Source organism: Pseudomonas sp. PAMC 26793, assembly GCF_000313235.1.
GTDB lineage: Bacteria > Pseudomonadota > Gammaproteobacteria > Pseudomonadales > Pseudomonadaceae > Aquipseudomonas > Aquipseudomonas yamanorum.
In genome coordinates this window covers 81,964-97,296 of record NZ_AMXG01000044.1, presented here as the reverse complement: position 1 = coordinate 97,296, position 15,333 = coordinate 81,964, and the positions used below count along the sequence as shown (strand labels likewise).

Sequence of the window (15,333 nt, the reverse complement as noted above, 5' to 3'; positions counted from 1 at the left end):
ATGTGACCTGAACATGGAAAGAGGTCATGTGACCCGAAGAATTTTACCCTCGTCTTTTAAATCACTTGCGAGAGGTCTTTTATGCACGATCCGTTCGAACAGTCTTTACGTGACATGCTGAATGCCTCGCCGTCCAACCGGGACGACGATGCTTGCCTGGGTCGCGTTTTGAAAACCGCCAACCGCCAGGTCGGGGCGGGGGACCTGTTCGGTCTGCTTGGTCGCTGGTTGCCGGCGTTGATGATGGCCTTGAACAATGGTTCGGCCCATGTTTCACCGGTTTCCCGTCGTAAACCTCTTGCTCGCACTGCTGATAAGGCTGAATGAATATGGAACTCGATCTCTGGACTCAGAGTCTGGTAACTGCAATGACTGCGTTGTGGACCAAGGTGGCGAATTTCATTCCCAACCTGTTTGGTGCACTGGTGGTGGTGCTGCTGGGTTTCGTCGTGGCCAAGCTGCTCGACACCCTGCTCTCCAAATTGCTGGCTAAACTTGGCCTTGATCGATTGATGGGGGGGACCGGCCTGACCAAGATTCTGGGGCGTGCCGGGTTGCAGGTACCGATCTCGACATTGATCGGCAAGATCGTTTATTGGTTTGTTTTGCTGATTTTTCTGGTTTCAGCGGCTGAATCCCTTGGACTTGAGCGAGTTTCAGCTACGCTCGACATGCTGGCGCTGTATTTGCCGAAGGTATTCGGTGGCGCGCTGGTGTTGCTGGTAGGGGTTTTGCTGGCACAACTGGCCAACGGCCTGGTGCGCGGTGCGGCTGAAGGCGTAGGGCTGGATTACGCCAGTGGTTTGGGTCGAATTGCCCAGGGCCTGGTGATTATCATCAGTATTTCGGTCGCGATCAGCCAGTTGGAGGTCAAAACTGACCTGCTGAACCACGTGATTGTGATTGTTTTGATTACCGTTGGTCTGGCCGTTGCGCTGGCCATGGGGTTGGGAAGCCGGGAAATTGCCGGGCAGATTCTTGCGGGAATCTATGTGCGTGAGCTATATCAGGTTGGGCAACAAGTGCGTGTGGGCGAGGTCGAAGGGCAGATCGAGGAGATCGGCACGGTCAAGACGACAGTGCTGACGGATGACGGCGAACTGGTGTCGCTTTCAAACCGGATCTTGCTGGAACAGCATGTGACTAGCCGCTAACCCGGCGAATCCTGCTAATGTACGCCGCCGCGAACCTGGGTATCCAGGCTGTGGCGGACATTGACCTGACTGTCGGCACGATTTGTTTTGAATAAAGCCCAAACGCTGTCCACGCGCTATGACCCCCGTGAGCTCTCTGATGAGGAGTTGGTCGCGCGCTCGCACACGGAGCTGTTTCACGTAACACGCGCGTATGAAGAATTGATGCGCAGGTATCAACGCACTCTGTTCAACGTTTGTTCAAGGTATTTAGGGAACGATAGAGATGCGGATGATGTCTGTCAGGAAGTGATGCTCAAGGTGCTATACGGCCTGAAGAACTTCGAGGGCAAATCGAAGTTCAAGACATGGCTCTACAGCATCACGTACAACGAGTGCATCACCAGTATCGGAAGGAACGGCGAAAGCGTCGCTTGATGGACGCTTTGAGTCTGGACCCCCTTGAGGAAGCGTCTGAAGAGAAGACGCCAACCTCGGAAGAAAAGGGCGGACTCGATCGCTGGTTGGTGCATGTGAATCCGATTGACCGGGAAATTCTGGTGCTACGATTTGTCGCAGAGCTGGAGTTTCAGGAAATCGCTGACATCATGCATATGGGTTTGAGTGCTACAAAAATGCGTTACAAACGCGCTCTTGATAAATTACGTGAGAAATTTGCGGGCAGTACTGAAACTTAGTGCGTGGCAAATATCTCTTACGTGTAGGCAAGTTCTGTTAGACTTGTCGCCGAGTTGTCCCCCGGTATGTGGGACTGCTTTACAATCACCAGATGGGGATTTAACGGATGAAACTGAAAAACACCTTGGGCTTGGCCATTGGTACTCTTATTGCTGCTACTTCCTTCGGCGCTCTGGCACAAGGTCAAGGCGCAGTTGAAGGCCAGCTGTTCTACAAAAAGCAGTTCAACGATAGCGTCAAGCATATCGAAGACGGCTACAATCCTGGCGCAAGCATCGGTTACTTCCTGACCGACGACGTGTCGATCAACCTGAACTACGACACCACCAACCACACCCGTTCGAACGACGGTACTGGCAACCAGAAGATCAAAGGTGATACCGGCAGCGTTACTGCCCAGTACCACTTCGGTCAAGCTGGTGTTGACTCCCTGCGTCCATACGTAGAGGGCGGTTTCGGCCACCAGAGCCGTACCAACGTACAGGCTGATGGTCACAGCGGTCGCGATCAGTCGACTCTGGCTATCGCTGGCGCTGGTGTGAAGTACTACTTCACCGACAACCTGTTCGCACGTGCAGGTGTTGAAGCTGACTACGCACTGGACAACGGCAAGTGGGACTACTCCGCACTGGTTGGCCTGGGCGTAAACTTCGGCGGCAACGCTGGTAAAACTGCTCCAGCTCCTACCCCAGCACCAGCTCCAGAGCCAACTCCAGAGCCAGAAGCTCCGGTTGCTCAGGTTGTTCGTGTTGAGCTGGACGTGAAGTTCGACTTCGACAAGTCGGTTGTTAAGCCTAACAGCTACGGCGACGTGAAAAACCTCGCTGACTTCATGAAACAGTACCCACAAACCACCACCGTTGTTGAAGGTCACACTGACTCCGTCGGTCCTGACGCTTACAACCAGAAGCTGTCCCAGCGTCGTGCTGACGCTGTTAAGCAAGTCCTGGTCAAAGACGGTATTGCTCCTAACCGTGTAAGCTCGGTTGGTTATGGCAAATCCCGCCCAGTTGCTGACAACGCAACTGAAGCTGGCCGTGCTATCAACCGTCGCGTAGAAGCCTCGGTAGAAGCACAAGCAGCTCAGTAATTACTGAGTTGTAGAAAAAAGCCCGGCTTAGGCCGGGCTTTTTTTCGCCTGCAATTTACCTCAGGCGGTGGCGCTGGCCAGGGCCTCAACCGCTTGTGTCGCCTGGGCAACCCGGCCAATCACCAGGATTGCCGGGCTCTTGAGCGCAAATTCGTGCGCATCTTCCTGCATCCGGGAAAGACTGCTGCGGCACTCACGCTGATGTGGCAACGAGGCGTTTTCAATCATCGCCACCGGCATGTCATCGCTCATGCCACCTTCCAGCAACTGCTGGCGAATCTCCCCCAGCTTCGCCACGCCCATATAGATCACCAGCGTTGTGCCGCCCTCGGCCAGTGCCCGCCAATTGAGGCTGCTGTCGTCCTGAGTGTGGGCCGTAACCAGCGTGACGCCTCGGCTGACACCCCGCAACGTCAGTGGGATATCACAGTTCGTCGCCCCGGCCAGCCCCGCAGTAATGCCGTTGACCAACTCCACTTCCACCCCTTGCTGCCTGAGCCACGCCGCTTCTTCGCCGCCGCGACCGAAAATGCAAGGATCGCCGCCCTTGAGTCGCACCACGCATTTGCCTTGTCGGGCATAGCGCAACATCAGGCGATGGATAAACGCCTGCGGCGTGGAACGACAGCCGCCGCGCTTACCCACGGTGATCAGCCGTGCAGTGGGGCAATGCTCCAGTAGCGCCGGGTTGACCAGGTCATCGATCAGCACCACATCGGCTTCCCGCAGGGCTCTCACTGCCTTGAGTGTCAGCAGCTCCGGATCGCCGGGACCTGCGCCCACCAGCCAGACTTTTGCGCTCATATGCTTCCCTCACACTGTGATCGCGATTGGCTGCGTGCCGCTCGCCAATAGCCGTTTGATTTCCGGCACACAGGAGCCGCATTGCGTGCCGCAACCCAGTTCCTGCTTCAGCCCATTCAGGTCCAGGCCCCGGGCAATGCCGGCGCAGACCGCGTTTTCGCTGACGTTCTTGCAGTTGCACAACGTCTTGTTGCTGGTGGAACCACCCCCCGGTGGCGCACTCAATGGCGCCAGCAGCCAACGTCGTAACGTGTCATCGGTGCGGCCTTCCAGCCACAGGTTTTGCAACCAGTGACGAGCCAGAGTTTCGCCGGCCAGGCGGAGCGCGGTGATACGGCCCTTTTCAATTTTTACCCGCTTGCCAATGGAGCGCCGCGGGTCGTCGTAAGCCATGACCGGGCCGTCGTTGAGGCCCAGCAGTTGGTCGATCTGCTTGAGCAGCTCAAGTGCCGGCGCCTCGTGATGTGCCCCACGAATCAGCAGGGCAGGCCGCTCGCGCCCGGTCAGGCTCAGGCTGACGTAGGCAAAACCCTCACACAGCGGTCGCAACGCTTCAAAGTGTTGCTGCACATCGCCTTCGATCAGCGCAAACAAGTGCCAGGGCAGTTGCACCGCCTCCAGGCGTACACCGCTATGTTTGAGTTCCGGCTGCTTGGACAGCGGATCGAACGCCGGCTGGGTAAGTGCATTCACGCCGCCTTTGAGAAAGCGGTCGCCCCAGTGCATCGGCAGGAACGCCTGGCCGGGACGCACGCTGTCATCACTGCCGACGGCGACAATCACGCTGCCGCGCCGACTTTTCAGGCTGATCAGGTCGCCTTCCTTCAAGCGATGCCGGCGCAGCTCGTCCGGGTGCAGGCTGAGCAACGCTTCACTGGCATGCCCGAACAACTGCGCAGCGGTGCCGGTGCGGCTCATGCCATGCCATTGGTCCCGCAGGCGTCCGGTGATCAGGGTCAGAGGGAAGCGCGCGTCACGCTGCTCCTTGGCGGCGCGATAAGGGTCGGCGACAAAGTGCGCCCGGCCCGTCTCCGTAGGGAAAATTCCGTCGGTGTACAGCCGTGGTGTTCCGCTCACCGCATCCGCCGGGAATGGCCATTGCTGCGGGCCCATCCGGTCCAGCAGGGCATGACTGATACCCGACAGGTCCAAGTCACGCCCACGGGTCAGCAGTTTGTATTCATCAAAGATCTGCGCCGGTTGCTCAAAGGCAAAAAGACCCGGTTTTCCGGGACAAAGACGGCGCTCCAGGCGCTGGGCAAAATCCACGGTGATTGCCCAGTCCGGCCGCGCCTCTCCTGGTGGGACGATGGCCTGCCGGACGTGGGAAATGCGCCGTTCAGAGTTGGTGACCGTGCCTTCTTTTTCGCCCCAGCTCGCTGCGGGCAACAACAGGTCGGCGAAACGCGCTGTCTCGGTTGTACGAAAGGCTTCCTGTAGCACCACGAACGGACACGCCTCCAGGGCCTGGCGCACAGTGTTCTGGTCGGGCAGGGATTGGGCGGGATTGGTGCAGGCGATCCACAGGGCCTTGATCTTGCCGGCCTGTATTTGCTCAAACAATTCGATAGCGGTCAGTCCGGTGTTGGCCGGCAGTTGGTCAACACCCCAATACGCGGCCACTTCTGCCCGATGTTCAGGGTTGGCTGCCTCACGATGGCCCGGCAGCAAATTCGACAAACTGCCGGTTTCCCGACCGCCCATGGCATTCGGCTGACCCGTCAGGGAGAAAGGTCCACAGCCGGGACGGCCGATGGTGCCGGTCGCCAAATGCAGGTTAATCAGCGCACTGTTCTTTGCGCTGCCTGCGGTGGACTGATTCAGCCCCATACACCACAACGACAGGAAGCTCGTCGAGGTGCCGACCCACTCCGCGCACTGGCGCAGTTGCTCGACACTGATCCCGCACAGCTGCGTCACCATTTGCGGTGTGTAGTCGTGCACCAGGCGTTTGAGCTCCACCAGGCCGTCGGTATGGGCCTGGATAAAGTCGCGATCGATCCAGTCCTCCCACAACAACAGGTGCAAGATCCCATGGAACAGCGCGACATCCGTACCCGGCAGAATCGCCAAATGCAGGTCAGCCAAGTCGCAGGTATCGGTGCGCCGGGGGTCAATCACCATCACCTTCATCTGTGGCCGACGGGCCTTGGCTTCCTCCAGGCGTCGGAACAACACCGGATGTGCGTAGGCCATGTTACTGCCGACGATCATCACGCAGTCGCTCGACTCCAGGTCCTCATAACTGCAGGGTGGCGCATCGGCCCCCAGGCTGCGCTTGTAGCCAACCACTGCTGACGACATGCATAGCCGCGAGTTGCTGTCGATGTTGTTGGTGCCCACCAGCGCCCGCGCCAGCTTGTTGAAGCTGTAGTAATCCTCGGTCAGCAATTGCCCGGAGATATAGAACGCCACGCTGTCCGGCCCGTGTTCGGCGATGGTTTCGGCGAACACATTGGCCGCGTGTTCAAGGGCGGTGTCCCAGTCCGTGCGGGTACGGGCCAGGCCTTTGCCCAGTCGCAGTTCCGGGTACAACGCACGGGCCGTAAGGTCCCCGGTGAGGTGCAGGCTTGCACCCTTGCTGCACAGCTTGCCGAAGTTGGCCGGATGGGTCGGATCGCCACTGACGCCGAGGATCTGCGAGCCATCATGCTCGATCAGCACGCCGCAACCGACTCCGCAGTAGCAGCAGGTGGACGCGGTGGTCTGGCGGTTCATCAACCGGCGTCCCGCAGCGCCAACATCACCCGGCCGTTTTCCACGCGGACCGCGTGGTGGTGGGCGCAGCCGACGTCTGGTGCCTGGGCTTCACCGGATTCCAGGTCGATCTGCCAGTTATGCAGCGGGCAGGCGACGCGCTTGCCGTAGATCAAACCCTGGGACAGTGGGCCGCCCTTGTGGGGGCAGCGGTCGTCGAGGGCGAACACTTCGTCGTCACTGGTACGAAAAATCGCGATGTCGCCTTTGGGCCCGGTGATGATGCGCGAACCCAGGGCGTTGATTTCTTCGAGGGCGCAGATATCCAGCCAGTTCATGCCGGCACCTCCAGCAGTTTGACGGGGATGGTGTCGAATTCCTTTTTCAGCAGTGGCTGTTCCAGGCGTTCTTTCCACGGGTCCTGTTCGAACGACAGGGAGAATTGCAGGCGTTCGTTGAGCGCCTGCCGCCGCGCCGGGTCTTCCAGTACGGCCTTCTTGATGTGCTCCATGCCCACCCGTTGCAGGTAGTGCACGGTACGCTCCAGGTAGAAGGCTTCTTCCCGGTAGAGCTGTAGGAAAGCGCCGTTGTATTCGCGCACTTCTTCGGCGGTTTTCAGCTTCACGAAGAACTCGGCCACCTCGGTCTTGATCCCGCCGTTACCGCCGATGTACATCTCCCAGCCGGAGTCGACGCCGATAATTCCCACGTCCTTGATTCCCGCTTCGGAGCAGTTGCGCGGGCAGCCGGACACTGCCAGTTTTACCTTGTGGGGCGACCACATATTGAACAGGTCATGCTCCAGCTCGATCCCCAGCTGTGTGGAATTCTGCGTACCAAAGCGGCAGAACTCGCTGCCGACGCAGGTCTTCACGGTGCGGATGGATTTACCGTAGGCATGGCCGGACGGCATGTCGAGATCCTTCCATACGCCAGGCAAGTCCTGTTTCTTGATGCCCAGCAAATCGATGCGCTGCCCGCCGGTGACCTTGACCATCGGCACGTTGTACTTGTCGGCCACATCAGCGATGCGCCGCAGTTCTGACGGATTGGTCACACCGCCCCACATCCTCGGGACTACCGAGTAGGTGCCATCTTTCTGAATATTGGCGTGGGCCCGCTCGTTGATCAGGCGCGATTGCGGGTCGTCTTTCGCCTCGCCGGGCCAAGTGGAAATCAGGTAATAGTTGAGTGCCGGGCGGCAGGTGGCGCAGCCGTTCGGGGTGCGCCAATTCAGGTAGCTCATGGTGCTGGCGATGGTCAGCAGGTGCTGGTCGCGGATGGCCTGGCGGATTTGCCCGTGGTTGAGGTCGCTGCAGCCGCAGATGGCTTTTTCGCTTTTCGGTTTGACGTCGGCCGCGCCGCCTACGGTGTTGATCAGGATCTGTTCCACCAGCCCGGCGCAGGAGCCGCAGGAGCTGGCGGCCTTGGTGTGCTTCTTCACGTCGTCGACGCTGAACAGCCCGTGTTCCTGAATGGCCTTGACGATGGTGCCCTTGCACACGCCGTTGCAGCCGCAGACTTCAGCGCTGTCGGCCATGCTCATTGCCTTGTCCTGGCCCTGGTGACCTACATCGCCAATGGCGTTTTCGCCGAACATCAGGTGATCACGGATCTCGCCAATGGCGTGGTTCTCACGGATCTGCCGGAAATACCAACCGCCGTCAGCGGTGTCGCCGTACAGGCAGGCGCCGACGAGGATGTCGTCCTTGATCACCAGCTTCTTGTAGACGCCGCCAATCGGGTCGGAAAGGGTGATGGTTTCCGTGCCTTCGCCGCCCATGAAATCCCCGGCGGAGAACAGGTCGATGCCGGTGACTTTCAATTTGGTGGAGGTCACCGAACCCTGATAACGCGCAAAACCCAACTGGGCGAGGTGATTGGCGCAGACCTTGGCCTGCTCGAACAGCGGTGCCACCAGGCCATAGGCGATCCCGCGATGGCTGGCGCATTCGCCGATGGCATAGATGCGCGGGTCGTAGGTTTGCAGGGTATCGTTGACCAGAATCCCACGGTTGCACGGGATGCCGGATTTTTCTGCCAGCTCAGTGTTGGGGCGGATGCCCGCAGCCATCACCACCAGGTCGGCAGGGATCACATCGCCATTCTTGAATTGCACCGAGCCGACGCGACCGTTGCCGGCATCATGCAAGGCCTGGGTCTGTTCCTGCAGGCGGAACACCAGGCCGCGGCTTTCCAGTTCGGTTTGCAGCAACTGGCCGCTGGTCTTGTCCAGTTGCCGCTCCAACAGCCACTCGCCGATATGCACCACGGTCACGTGCATGCCGCGCAGCATCAGGCCGTTGGCCGCCTCCAGCCCCAGCAACCCGCCACCGATCACCACGGCGTGCTTGTGGGTCCTGGCGGTGTCGATCATGGCCTGGGTATCGGCGATGTCGCGGTAGCCGATCACACCCTGCAACGTATTGCCGGGGATCGGCAGGATAAACGGCGTGGACCCCGTGGCGATCAACAGGCGATCGTACTCGGCCTCGCTGCCGTCTTCGGCGATGACTTTGCGTTTGACCCGGTCGATCTGCACCACTTTGCGATTGAGCAGCAACTTGATGTTGTTATCGAGGTACCAGCTCAAGTCGTTGAGCACGATCTCTTCGAAGGTCTGCTCACCCGCCAGCACCGGCGAGAGCAGGATGCGGTTGTAATTGGTGTGGGGCTCGGCGCCGAAGACGGTGATGTCGTACAGGTCGCTGCTCAGCTTGAGCAATTCTTCAAGGGTGCGAACCCCGGCCATGCCGTTGCCGATCATCACCAGTTTGAGTTTCTTCATGTCGTTCTCCGCAGTGGCTCGACAAATCGTGCGCAACAAAAAAAGGCGTCCCCGCTAGGTAAGTAGCGAGGACGCCTTTGTCCTGGTCCCGTTCTCTCGGGAAGCTCGACCTTCGACGTTGAAGGTGCGGCTATATGTGTGTTGATGGAAAAGCTAATGCAGTGGTTGTGCCAAGTGGCGGTTTGGCCGGATGTGTTCGGTTTGGCGCCTATGTCTCGAGATATTTCGCCTCTTAGTGGTGCAACAGCCAGTACAACAGCACCAGATTGATCAGCAACGACAGCACGGCCAACGTCTGCCAGACCTTCAACGGTTCGCGCTCCAGCAGCGGTTTTGGCCGAATGCTCAACTCGCGGCGATCCGCCTGTTCCATTACCAGCAGCCACTCCTCGGCGGTTTCATAACGTTGCTCGGGTTGCGCGGCGACGGCGCGCTCCAGACTTTGTTGCAGCCAGTCGGGCAGGTCGGGGCGGTAACGGCTGGCGCTGACAGGCGCGGTGAACCGGGGGCGCTGGAACGCTTCGATTTCGCCGTAGGGATAATGCCCGGTGAGCAGGTAATACAAGGTCACCCCGACGCTATACAAATCCTGCTGCGGGGTAGGGCGTTCGCCGTTGAAGGCTTCCGGGGCGATAAAGCTCGGCGTGCCAGGCAGCAGGTGTGCGCGATCCTCGGAAAGCCCGGGGCAGTAGGCCAGGCCGAAGTCCAGCACGCGCAATTCGCCGTCCTCGCCCAGCAGCAGGTTTTCCGGCTTGATGTCGCGGTGCAGGATCTGCCGGCGGTGCAGCATCCCGATAGCACGCAACAGGCGCTCGGCCAGGGATTGCCACTGCGCCAAGGGCAATGGGCCCTGGTGCTTGAACAGCTCAGCCAGGGTTTGCCCGGCGTATTCACGCATCACGTAGTACAAATGCTGGCGACCACTGGCCGGATGGACTTCAGGAAACGCACGGCCGGCCACCCGACGCAGGAACCATTCCTCCGACAGCAATGCCTGGGCGGCGAATACGTCATCGTCGTGGCTGACCGGCAAGGTCTTCAGCAGCCACGCCTGTTGCTGGGCATCGCGTACCCGGTAGAGCAGGGATTGGCGACTTTGCCCCAGCAGCGCTTCCACCTGCCAGCCTTCGAAGCGCTGCCCGACTTTCAAGGGCGGTGGCAGCGGCCATTGCTGCAATTGCACCAGTGCATCACCCAGGGTGGCAGCGCCGAGCTGGTCGACGCGCACCAGCAGGGCACTGGCATTGTCCTGGCTGCCCGCCAGATGCGCGGTGCTGACCAAGGTGTTGACCGCGAGGTTCAGGTCCGACTGTTCCCGCAGGATTGCGCTGATGCGGTTGTCATCGAGGGTCGCCCACACGCCGTCGCTGAGCAGGAGAAAACACTCACCTGCCCGTAGCTCGCCGTCGAGGAAATCCAGTACCAGATGTTGATCCAGGCCCATGGCGCGCTTGAGCACATGTTGCATGCCCGGTTGCTCCCACACGTGTTCTTCGCTGAGGCGTTGCAGCTTGCCATCGAGCCAGCGATACACCCGGCAATCACCCACATGGGCCAGGGTGAAACGCTGGCCGCGAAACACCAGGGCGCTAAGGGTGGTCAGCAACGGTTGGCCGCCACCGTTGGCTTGCAGCCAGCGATTCTGTGCCACCAGCAAGCGTTCCAGCGCCTGGGCCACGCCCCAGGTTTGCGGCGTGGCGTAGTAGTCCAGGGCCAGGGCCTGCAAGGTCGAGCGCGCGGCCAGTCCGCCATCGGCGCATTGGCTGACGCCGTCGGCGATGGCGCACAGGTAGCCTTTGCTGGCGGCCAGCTCCGGGGCCGGCGTAACCAGGCGCAAGGCGTCCTGGTTTTCCTGCCGAGGGCCGGTGGCGCTGGCCTGGGCGAAGCTCAGTTGCAGGCTCATCAGACCCGGGCAGCCGTCACCGCTGCCGAGCCCCACGTGGTTCTCCAGCGACGCTTGACGCCATACAGGCCGAACCAGGCCAGCACGCCCAGGCTGGCGAACAACCACAGTGCCAACTGATAGCTGCCGGTGCTTTGCTTGATCGCACCCATGCCCGCCGCGAGGGCGAAACCGCCGATGCCGCCGGCCATGCCGATCAGGCCGGTCATGACACCGATCTCCCGATGGAAACGCTGGGGTACCAGTTGGAACACTGCGCCGTTACCGGCCCCCAAGCCGAGCATGGTGCAGACGAAAAGCGCCAGGGCGGCGTAGGAACTTGGCAGGTTGAACCCCACCGCCGCGATGCAGATCGCGGCCACGCCGTACATGCCGAGCAGGGTGCGAATCCCGCCAAAACGGTCGGCCAGGGCGCCGCCCAAAGGCCGCATCAGGCTGCCGCCGAACACACAGGCAGCGGTGTAGTAACCGGCGGTGACCGGGCTCAAGCCGTATTGGTCGTTGAAGTAGCCGGGCAGGGCGCTGGCCAGGCCGATAAAGCCGCCGAAGGTCACGCTGTAGAAGAACATGAACCACCAACTGTCGCGGTCGCCCAGGGCCTTGAAGTAATCGGCCATGGACTTGGCTTTGGGCCGTTGTGGGGCATTGCGGGCGAGCCAGGCGAAGACGATCAGGGTCAGGATCAGGGGGATCAGCGCAAAGCCGAACACATTGCTCCAGCCAAACGCGGCGGCCAGCACGGGGGCCAGCAAGGCAGCGAACACCGTACCGGAGTTGCCGGCGCCGGCGATGCCCATTGCCTTGCCCTGATGCTCGGCGGGGTACCACTGGGATGCCAGGGGCAGCGCGACGGCAAACGAGGCACCGGCCATGCCGAGGAACATGCCCAGCAGCAAGGCTTGCTCGTAGCTGTGAATCCCCAGTTTCCAGGCGACGAACAAGGCGCCGATGACAATCACCTGGCCGATCAGGCCGGCGGTCTTGGGCGAGAGCTTGTCGGCCAGCATGCCCATCAGGAAGCGCAGCACTGCGCCGGCGAGGATTGGTGTGGCGACCACCAGGCCGCGTTGTTGGGTGGTGAGGTGCAGGTCGGCGGCGATTTGCACCGCCAGAGGGCCTAACAGGTACCAGACCATGAAACTCAGGTCGAAATACAGGAATGCGGCAAACAGGGTTGGGGTGTGGCCGGATTTCCAGAAGCTTGATTTCATCACGCACCTCAGCGGTAAAGGGGTCTTATGAGAAGGCCTGGTGATGGAACGGCTGTGGCCGCCCCACCGGCCCCGGGCTATGGGGCCAAAACGAAAAAACGCCGCCACCGGGTTCGCTGGGGCAAACCGGGTGTGCGACGTCTTTGTCGTGGAGGGGCAACCGCCGTTGGCTACCTGTGGGGATTCTTTAGCAAGAGGTGGGCCAACAGGGGGTGGGGGCGTTGTGGTGTGGTGTGGTGTACATATCCGTTGCTGCGGTAACGGCCGCTTAGGGTTCCGCTCTTACAGCGGGTCACTTTTGGCAAACGCCCCAAAAGTAACCAAAAGGTCTTTGCCCCACCACTCGGTGCCTCGCCTAGGCTCGGCATGCCCGCACTCCGGCCCGATTCCGCGGGCCGCCGCGACGGGCCATCCATGGCCCGGCGCGGCTAAATCGGCTCCCTGCCGATTTACCCGCTCCACCGTGCCTCTTGCGGCCATCGTGGTTAACGGGGCCGCAGATCAAAATCAAAAGCAAAGCACAGCGGCCTACCGGCCGGCTTGAGTGTTAAAAGCAGGGGCAAGATCCAGAGCGAAAACCGATCTGCTTTTCTGTGGGAGCGGGCTTGCTCGCGAAAACCTAAGAGCGCCGCGTTGAATCAGGATACCCACGTCATCGTTAACGACCTTCGCGAGCAAGCCCGCTCCCACATTTGGACCGTGCCCGCTTTAGCTTTTGATTGTGCTGTTGCTCTAAAACACTCAAGCCGGCCGGTAGGCCGCTGTGCTCTTGCTTTTGATCTTGATCTTAGGCGCCCCGTTAAACCACGCTGGCCGAACGCAGGTTTGGAGCGTGGGTAACCCGGCAGGACGCCGGGTTAGCCGCGCTGGGCCAAGGATGGCCCATCGCGGCGGCCCACGGTCCAAAGCCGGAGTGAGGGCACTCCGAGCCTAAGCGAGGAGCCGAGTGGTGGGGCAAGAGCGTTTTGCTTACTTTTGCGCTTTTCAAAAGTGAGCCGCCGTAAGGGCGGAACCAATAGAAGCCGTAACCGAAGAAATGGATATGTACTCCCCTGCCCTGATCGCAGACCAACTTCAAAGTTTGTAATCAGTATCCGTACGCTCCAACTGCCGAATCAACGCATTCCAATGCCGCGCCACCCCCGGCCCATCCCCGCTCTTGAACACCTCGGCCTGCTTCTCCACCTTGGCCACCACCTCCGCCGGCGGAAAGATCAACTCGGCATTCCCCCCCGCCTGCGCCGCGATCTGGATATTGCACGCCCGCTCCAGCCCCTGCAGCTGCTGGAACGCATGCTCCACACTCCCCCCCGCCGTCAGCAACCCATGATTACGCAAGATCATCACACTCTTGTCCCCCAGGTCCGCCACCAACCGCTCACGCTCATCCAGGTCAAGGGCCACACCTTCATACCCGTGGTACGCCACGCGCCCGGAAAACCCGATGGAATGCTGGGAGATCGGCAACAACCCATCCTTCTGCGCCGACACCGCAATACCATCGCGTGTATGCGTATGCAGCACCGCCTGTAAATCGTGGCGAGCCCCATGGATAGCACTGTGAATCACATAGCCCGCATAGTTGATCCCCAGGCCCGTAGGGTCATCGACAATCGTACCGTCGATATCCACCTTGACCAGATTCGAAGCGCTGATCTCATCGAACAACAGCCCATAGGCATTGATCAGAAAATGCTCCTCAGGCCCCGGCACCCGGGCGGAGAAGTGCGTGTAGATGTGGTCGGTCCACTTGTACAAGGCCGCCAACCGATAGGCCGCCGCCAGCTTGACGCGCACCTCCCACTCTTCCGGGGTGACCCGCTGGCGGACGTTGTTCGAGACACTGGAGATCGAGGTGACGCTGCTCATGGCAAAACTTCCTGGATGGCCTTAAGGACTTCCAGGCAAGCCTAGGGGATGACCAAAAATAATAAAAAGCACATTTTAATCTAAGCTAATTATTATTTTTTTTCATATCACGCCGCATTGCGGACCTTGTGCAGCGACGCCGCCACCAGCTTGCCAAACGCATCCACCGGCCCTTGCAGGTTGCCAAGGAAATGCGGGTAGATCAGCCACAGGTCCATCACCGGCTTGAAGTCCTTCAGCGGCATGGCCGCCAGTTGATCACGATGGGCACTGCGTTCCAGCAGCGGGCGTGGCACCAGGCCAAGGCCCAGGCCGTCAGCCACCAGGCCCAGTTGCAGCTCGGTGCCAAAGGTCTCCAGGTTGACCCGCAGCGCCAGGCCCTGGTCCGACAGGGTGCGTTGCAACCCGGCACGGAAACCGCAACCATCCGGGTTGAGGATCCAGCCGTTCTGGTACACGTCCGCCAACTTGCAGGGCTTCTTCGGCAGTTGGGCCTTGGCACACACCACCACCAGTTCCATCTTGCCGATGGACTCGCCAACGATGTTGTCCGGGAAGATCTTGCCCGCCGGAAACAGTGCCGCCGCCGCGTCCAGTTCGCCGCGTTCGATCTTGCCCACCAGTTGGCTGCCCCAGCCGGTGGCCACCTGGGCGCGCAGCTCGGGGAATTCACTGCGCAGGTGCTTGAGGGCATCCAGCAGCACCACGTCGCCGATGGTTTGCGGCACCCCCAGGCGCAGCAGGCCGGTGGGCGGTGCGTCGGTGGCCACCAGTTCGCGCAGGGCGTCCATTTCCCGGAGGATCGAACGGCACTGTTCATACACCCGCGTACCGATCAAAGTAGGCTTGAGCGGCTTGGTGTTGCGGTCGAACAACTCCACCCCCAGCGCCTGCTCGAAGTTCTGCACGCGACGGGTGATGGCCGGCTGGGTCAGTTGCAACGACTCGGCGGCATGGCTGATGGACTGGCAACGAATCACTTCGACAAAGGCATCGATATCGTCAATTTTCATTTGGGCCGCACATAGAGAACAGTCATTAAGATGTGTGAAAAGCATAGTTCCATAAACGGTGGCTGGATAGCCTGCCACTCGATCGATAACGTCTAACGCTATTCAAACCGGTTCTAAATTACTTTC

The 15,333-nt window shown here is 60.3% G+C and carries 11 protein-coding genes and 1 pseudogene; 4 read left to right on the top strand and 8 right to left on the bottom strand.

Annotation, left to right across the window (positions count from 1 at the left end; translation table 11 throughout):
- The first annotated feature begins 81 nt into the window (after positions 1-81).
- The 4 genes and pseudogenes from D109_RS0123750 (at position 82) to D109_RS0123735 (ending at position 2,922) form a co-directional block, all read left to right on the top strand.
- Positions 82-327, top strand: coding sequence for a hypothetical protein (locus tag D109_RS0123750; RefSeq protein ID WP_003215011.1), 246 nt, complete (start codon positions 82-84; stop codon positions 325-327).
- Positions 328-329: 2 nt separating this feature from the next.
- On the top strand, positions 330-1,154 hold the full coding sequence (locus D109_RS0123745; RefSeq protein ID WP_008432650.1) for a mechanosensitive ion channel domain-containing protein: 825 nt from the start codon (positions 330-332) through the stop codon (positions 1,152-1,154).
- Positions 1,155-1,241: 87 nt separating this feature from the next.
- Positions 1,242-1,831: pseudogene (gene sigX, locus D109_RS01000000132115) on the top strand (RNA polymerase sigma factor SigX).
- A gap of 107 nt (positions 1,832-1,938) precedes the next feature.
- Positions 1,939-2,922: an OmpA family protein gene (locus D109_RS0123735; protein ID WP_017479075.1), complete on the top strand. Its 984-nt coding sequence runs from the start codon at positions 1,939-1,941 to the stop codon at positions 2,920-2,922.
- Positions 2,923-2,982: 60 nt separating this feature from the next.
- Here the strand turns inward: D109_RS0123735 and cobA are convergent, their stop codons facing one another.
- The 8 genes from cobA to D109_RS0123695 all read right to left on the bottom strand — a co-directional run bounded on the left by cobA (position 2,983) and on the right by D109_RS0123695 (position 15,207).
- A complete protein-coding gene (cobA, locus tag D109_RS0123730; protein WP_017479074.1) occupies positions 2,983-3,726 on the bottom strand; it encodes a uroporphyrinogen-III C-methyltransferase in 744 nt (247 codons plus the stop codon).
- A gap of 9 nt (positions 3,727-3,735) precedes the next feature.
- Complete coding sequence (locus D109_RS0123725; RefSeq protein ID WP_017479073.1) at positions 3,736-6,444, bottom strand: nitrate reductase; 2,709 nt, start codon at positions 6,442-6,444, stop codon at positions 3,736-3,738.
- The gene (nirD, locus tag D109_RS0123720; protein WP_017479072.1) at positions 6,444-6,761 is read right to left on the bottom strand and encodes a nitrite reductase small subunit NirD; all 318 of its coding nucleotides are present in this window, start codon (positions 6,759-6,761) and stop codon (positions 6,444-6,446) included. The genes D109_RS0123725 and nirD overlap by 1 nt, the downstream gene beginning before the upstream one ends.
- Positions 6,758-9,211, bottom strand: a complete 2,454-nt coding sequence (nirB, locus tag D109_RS0123715; RefSeq protein ID WP_017479071.1) for a nitrite reductase large subunit NirB — start codon at positions 9,209-9,211, stop codon at positions 6,758-6,760. Before nirB ends, nirD begins: the two co-directional genes overlap by 4 nt.
- A gap of 232 nt (positions 9,212-9,443) precedes the next feature.
- Positions 9,444-11,114: a bifunctional protein-serine/threonine kinase/phosphatase gene (locus tag D109_RS0123710; protein ID WP_017479070.1), complete on the bottom strand. Its 1,671-nt coding sequence runs from the start codon at positions 11,112-11,114 to the stop codon at positions 9,444-9,446.
- Positions 11,114-12,325, bottom strand: a complete 1,212-nt coding sequence (locus D109_RS0123705; RefSeq protein ID WP_003215029.1) for a NarK/NasA family nitrate transporter — start codon at positions 12,323-12,325, stop codon at positions 11,114-11,116. Before D109_RS0123705 ends, D109_RS0123710 begins: the two co-directional genes overlap by 1 nt.
- A 1,074-nt stretch (positions 12,326-13,399) precedes the next feature.
- Positions 13,400-14,194 (bottom strand): class II aldolase/adducin family protein, encoded by a 795-nt coding sequence (locus D109_RS0123700; RefSeq protein WP_017479069.1) that lies wholly within the window; start codon positions 14,192-14,194, stop codon positions 13,400-13,402.
- A gap of 107 nt (positions 14,195-14,301) precedes the next feature.
- Complete coding sequence (locus D109_RS0123695; protein ID WP_008434597.1) at positions 14,302-15,207, bottom strand: LysR family transcriptional regulator; 906 nt, start codon at positions 15,205-15,207, stop codon at positions 14,302-14,304.
- Positions 15,208-15,333 lie beyond the last annotated feature (126 nt).

Excerpts from the sequence above, each read along its gene's own strand:
- D109_RS0123735 (WP_017479075.1), top strand. The coding sequence starts at position 1,939 with ATGAAACTGAAAAACACCTTGGGCTTGGCCATTGGTACTCTTATTGCT.
- nirD (WP_017479072.1), bottom strand. The coding sequence starts at position 6,761 with ATGAACTGGCTGGATATCTGCGCCCTCGAAGAAATCAACGCCCTGGGT.
- D109_RS0123700 (WP_017479069.1), bottom strand. The coding sequence starts at position 14,194 with ATGAGCAGCGTCACCTCGATCTCCAGTGTCTCGAACAACGTCCGCCAG.
- D109_RS0123725 (WP_017479073.1), bottom strand. The coding sequence starts at position 6,444 with ATGAACCGCCAGACCACCGCGTCCACCTGCTGCTACTGCGGAGTCGGT.
- D109_RS0123695 (WP_008434597.1), bottom strand. The coding sequence starts at position 15,207 with ATGAAAATTGACGATATCGATGCCTTTGTCGAAGTGATTCGTTGCCAG.
- nirB (WP_017479071.1), bottom strand. The coding sequence starts at position 9,211 with ATGAAGAAACTCAAACTGGTGATGATCGGCAACGGCATGGCCGGGGTT.
- D109_RS0123745 (WP_008432650.1), top strand. The coding sequence starts at position 330 with ATGGAACTCGATCTCTGGACTCAGAGTCTGGTAACTGCAATGACTGCG.
- D109_RS0123750 (WP_003215011.1), top strand. The coding sequence starts at position 82 with ATGCACGATCCGTTCGAACAGTCTTTACGTGACATGCTGAATGCCTCG.
- cobA (WP_017479074.1), bottom strand. The coding sequence starts at position 3,726 with ATGAGCGCAAAAGTCTGGCTGGTGGGCGCAGGTCCCGGCGATCCGGAG.
- D109_RS0123710 (WP_017479070.1), bottom strand. The coding sequence starts at position 11,114 with ATGAGCCTGCAACTGAGCTTCGCCCAGGCCAGCGCCACCGGCCCTCGG.
- D109_RS0123705 (WP_003215029.1), bottom strand. The coding sequence starts at position 12,325 with ATGAAATCAAGCTTCTGGAAATCCGGCCACACCCCAACCCTGTTTGCC.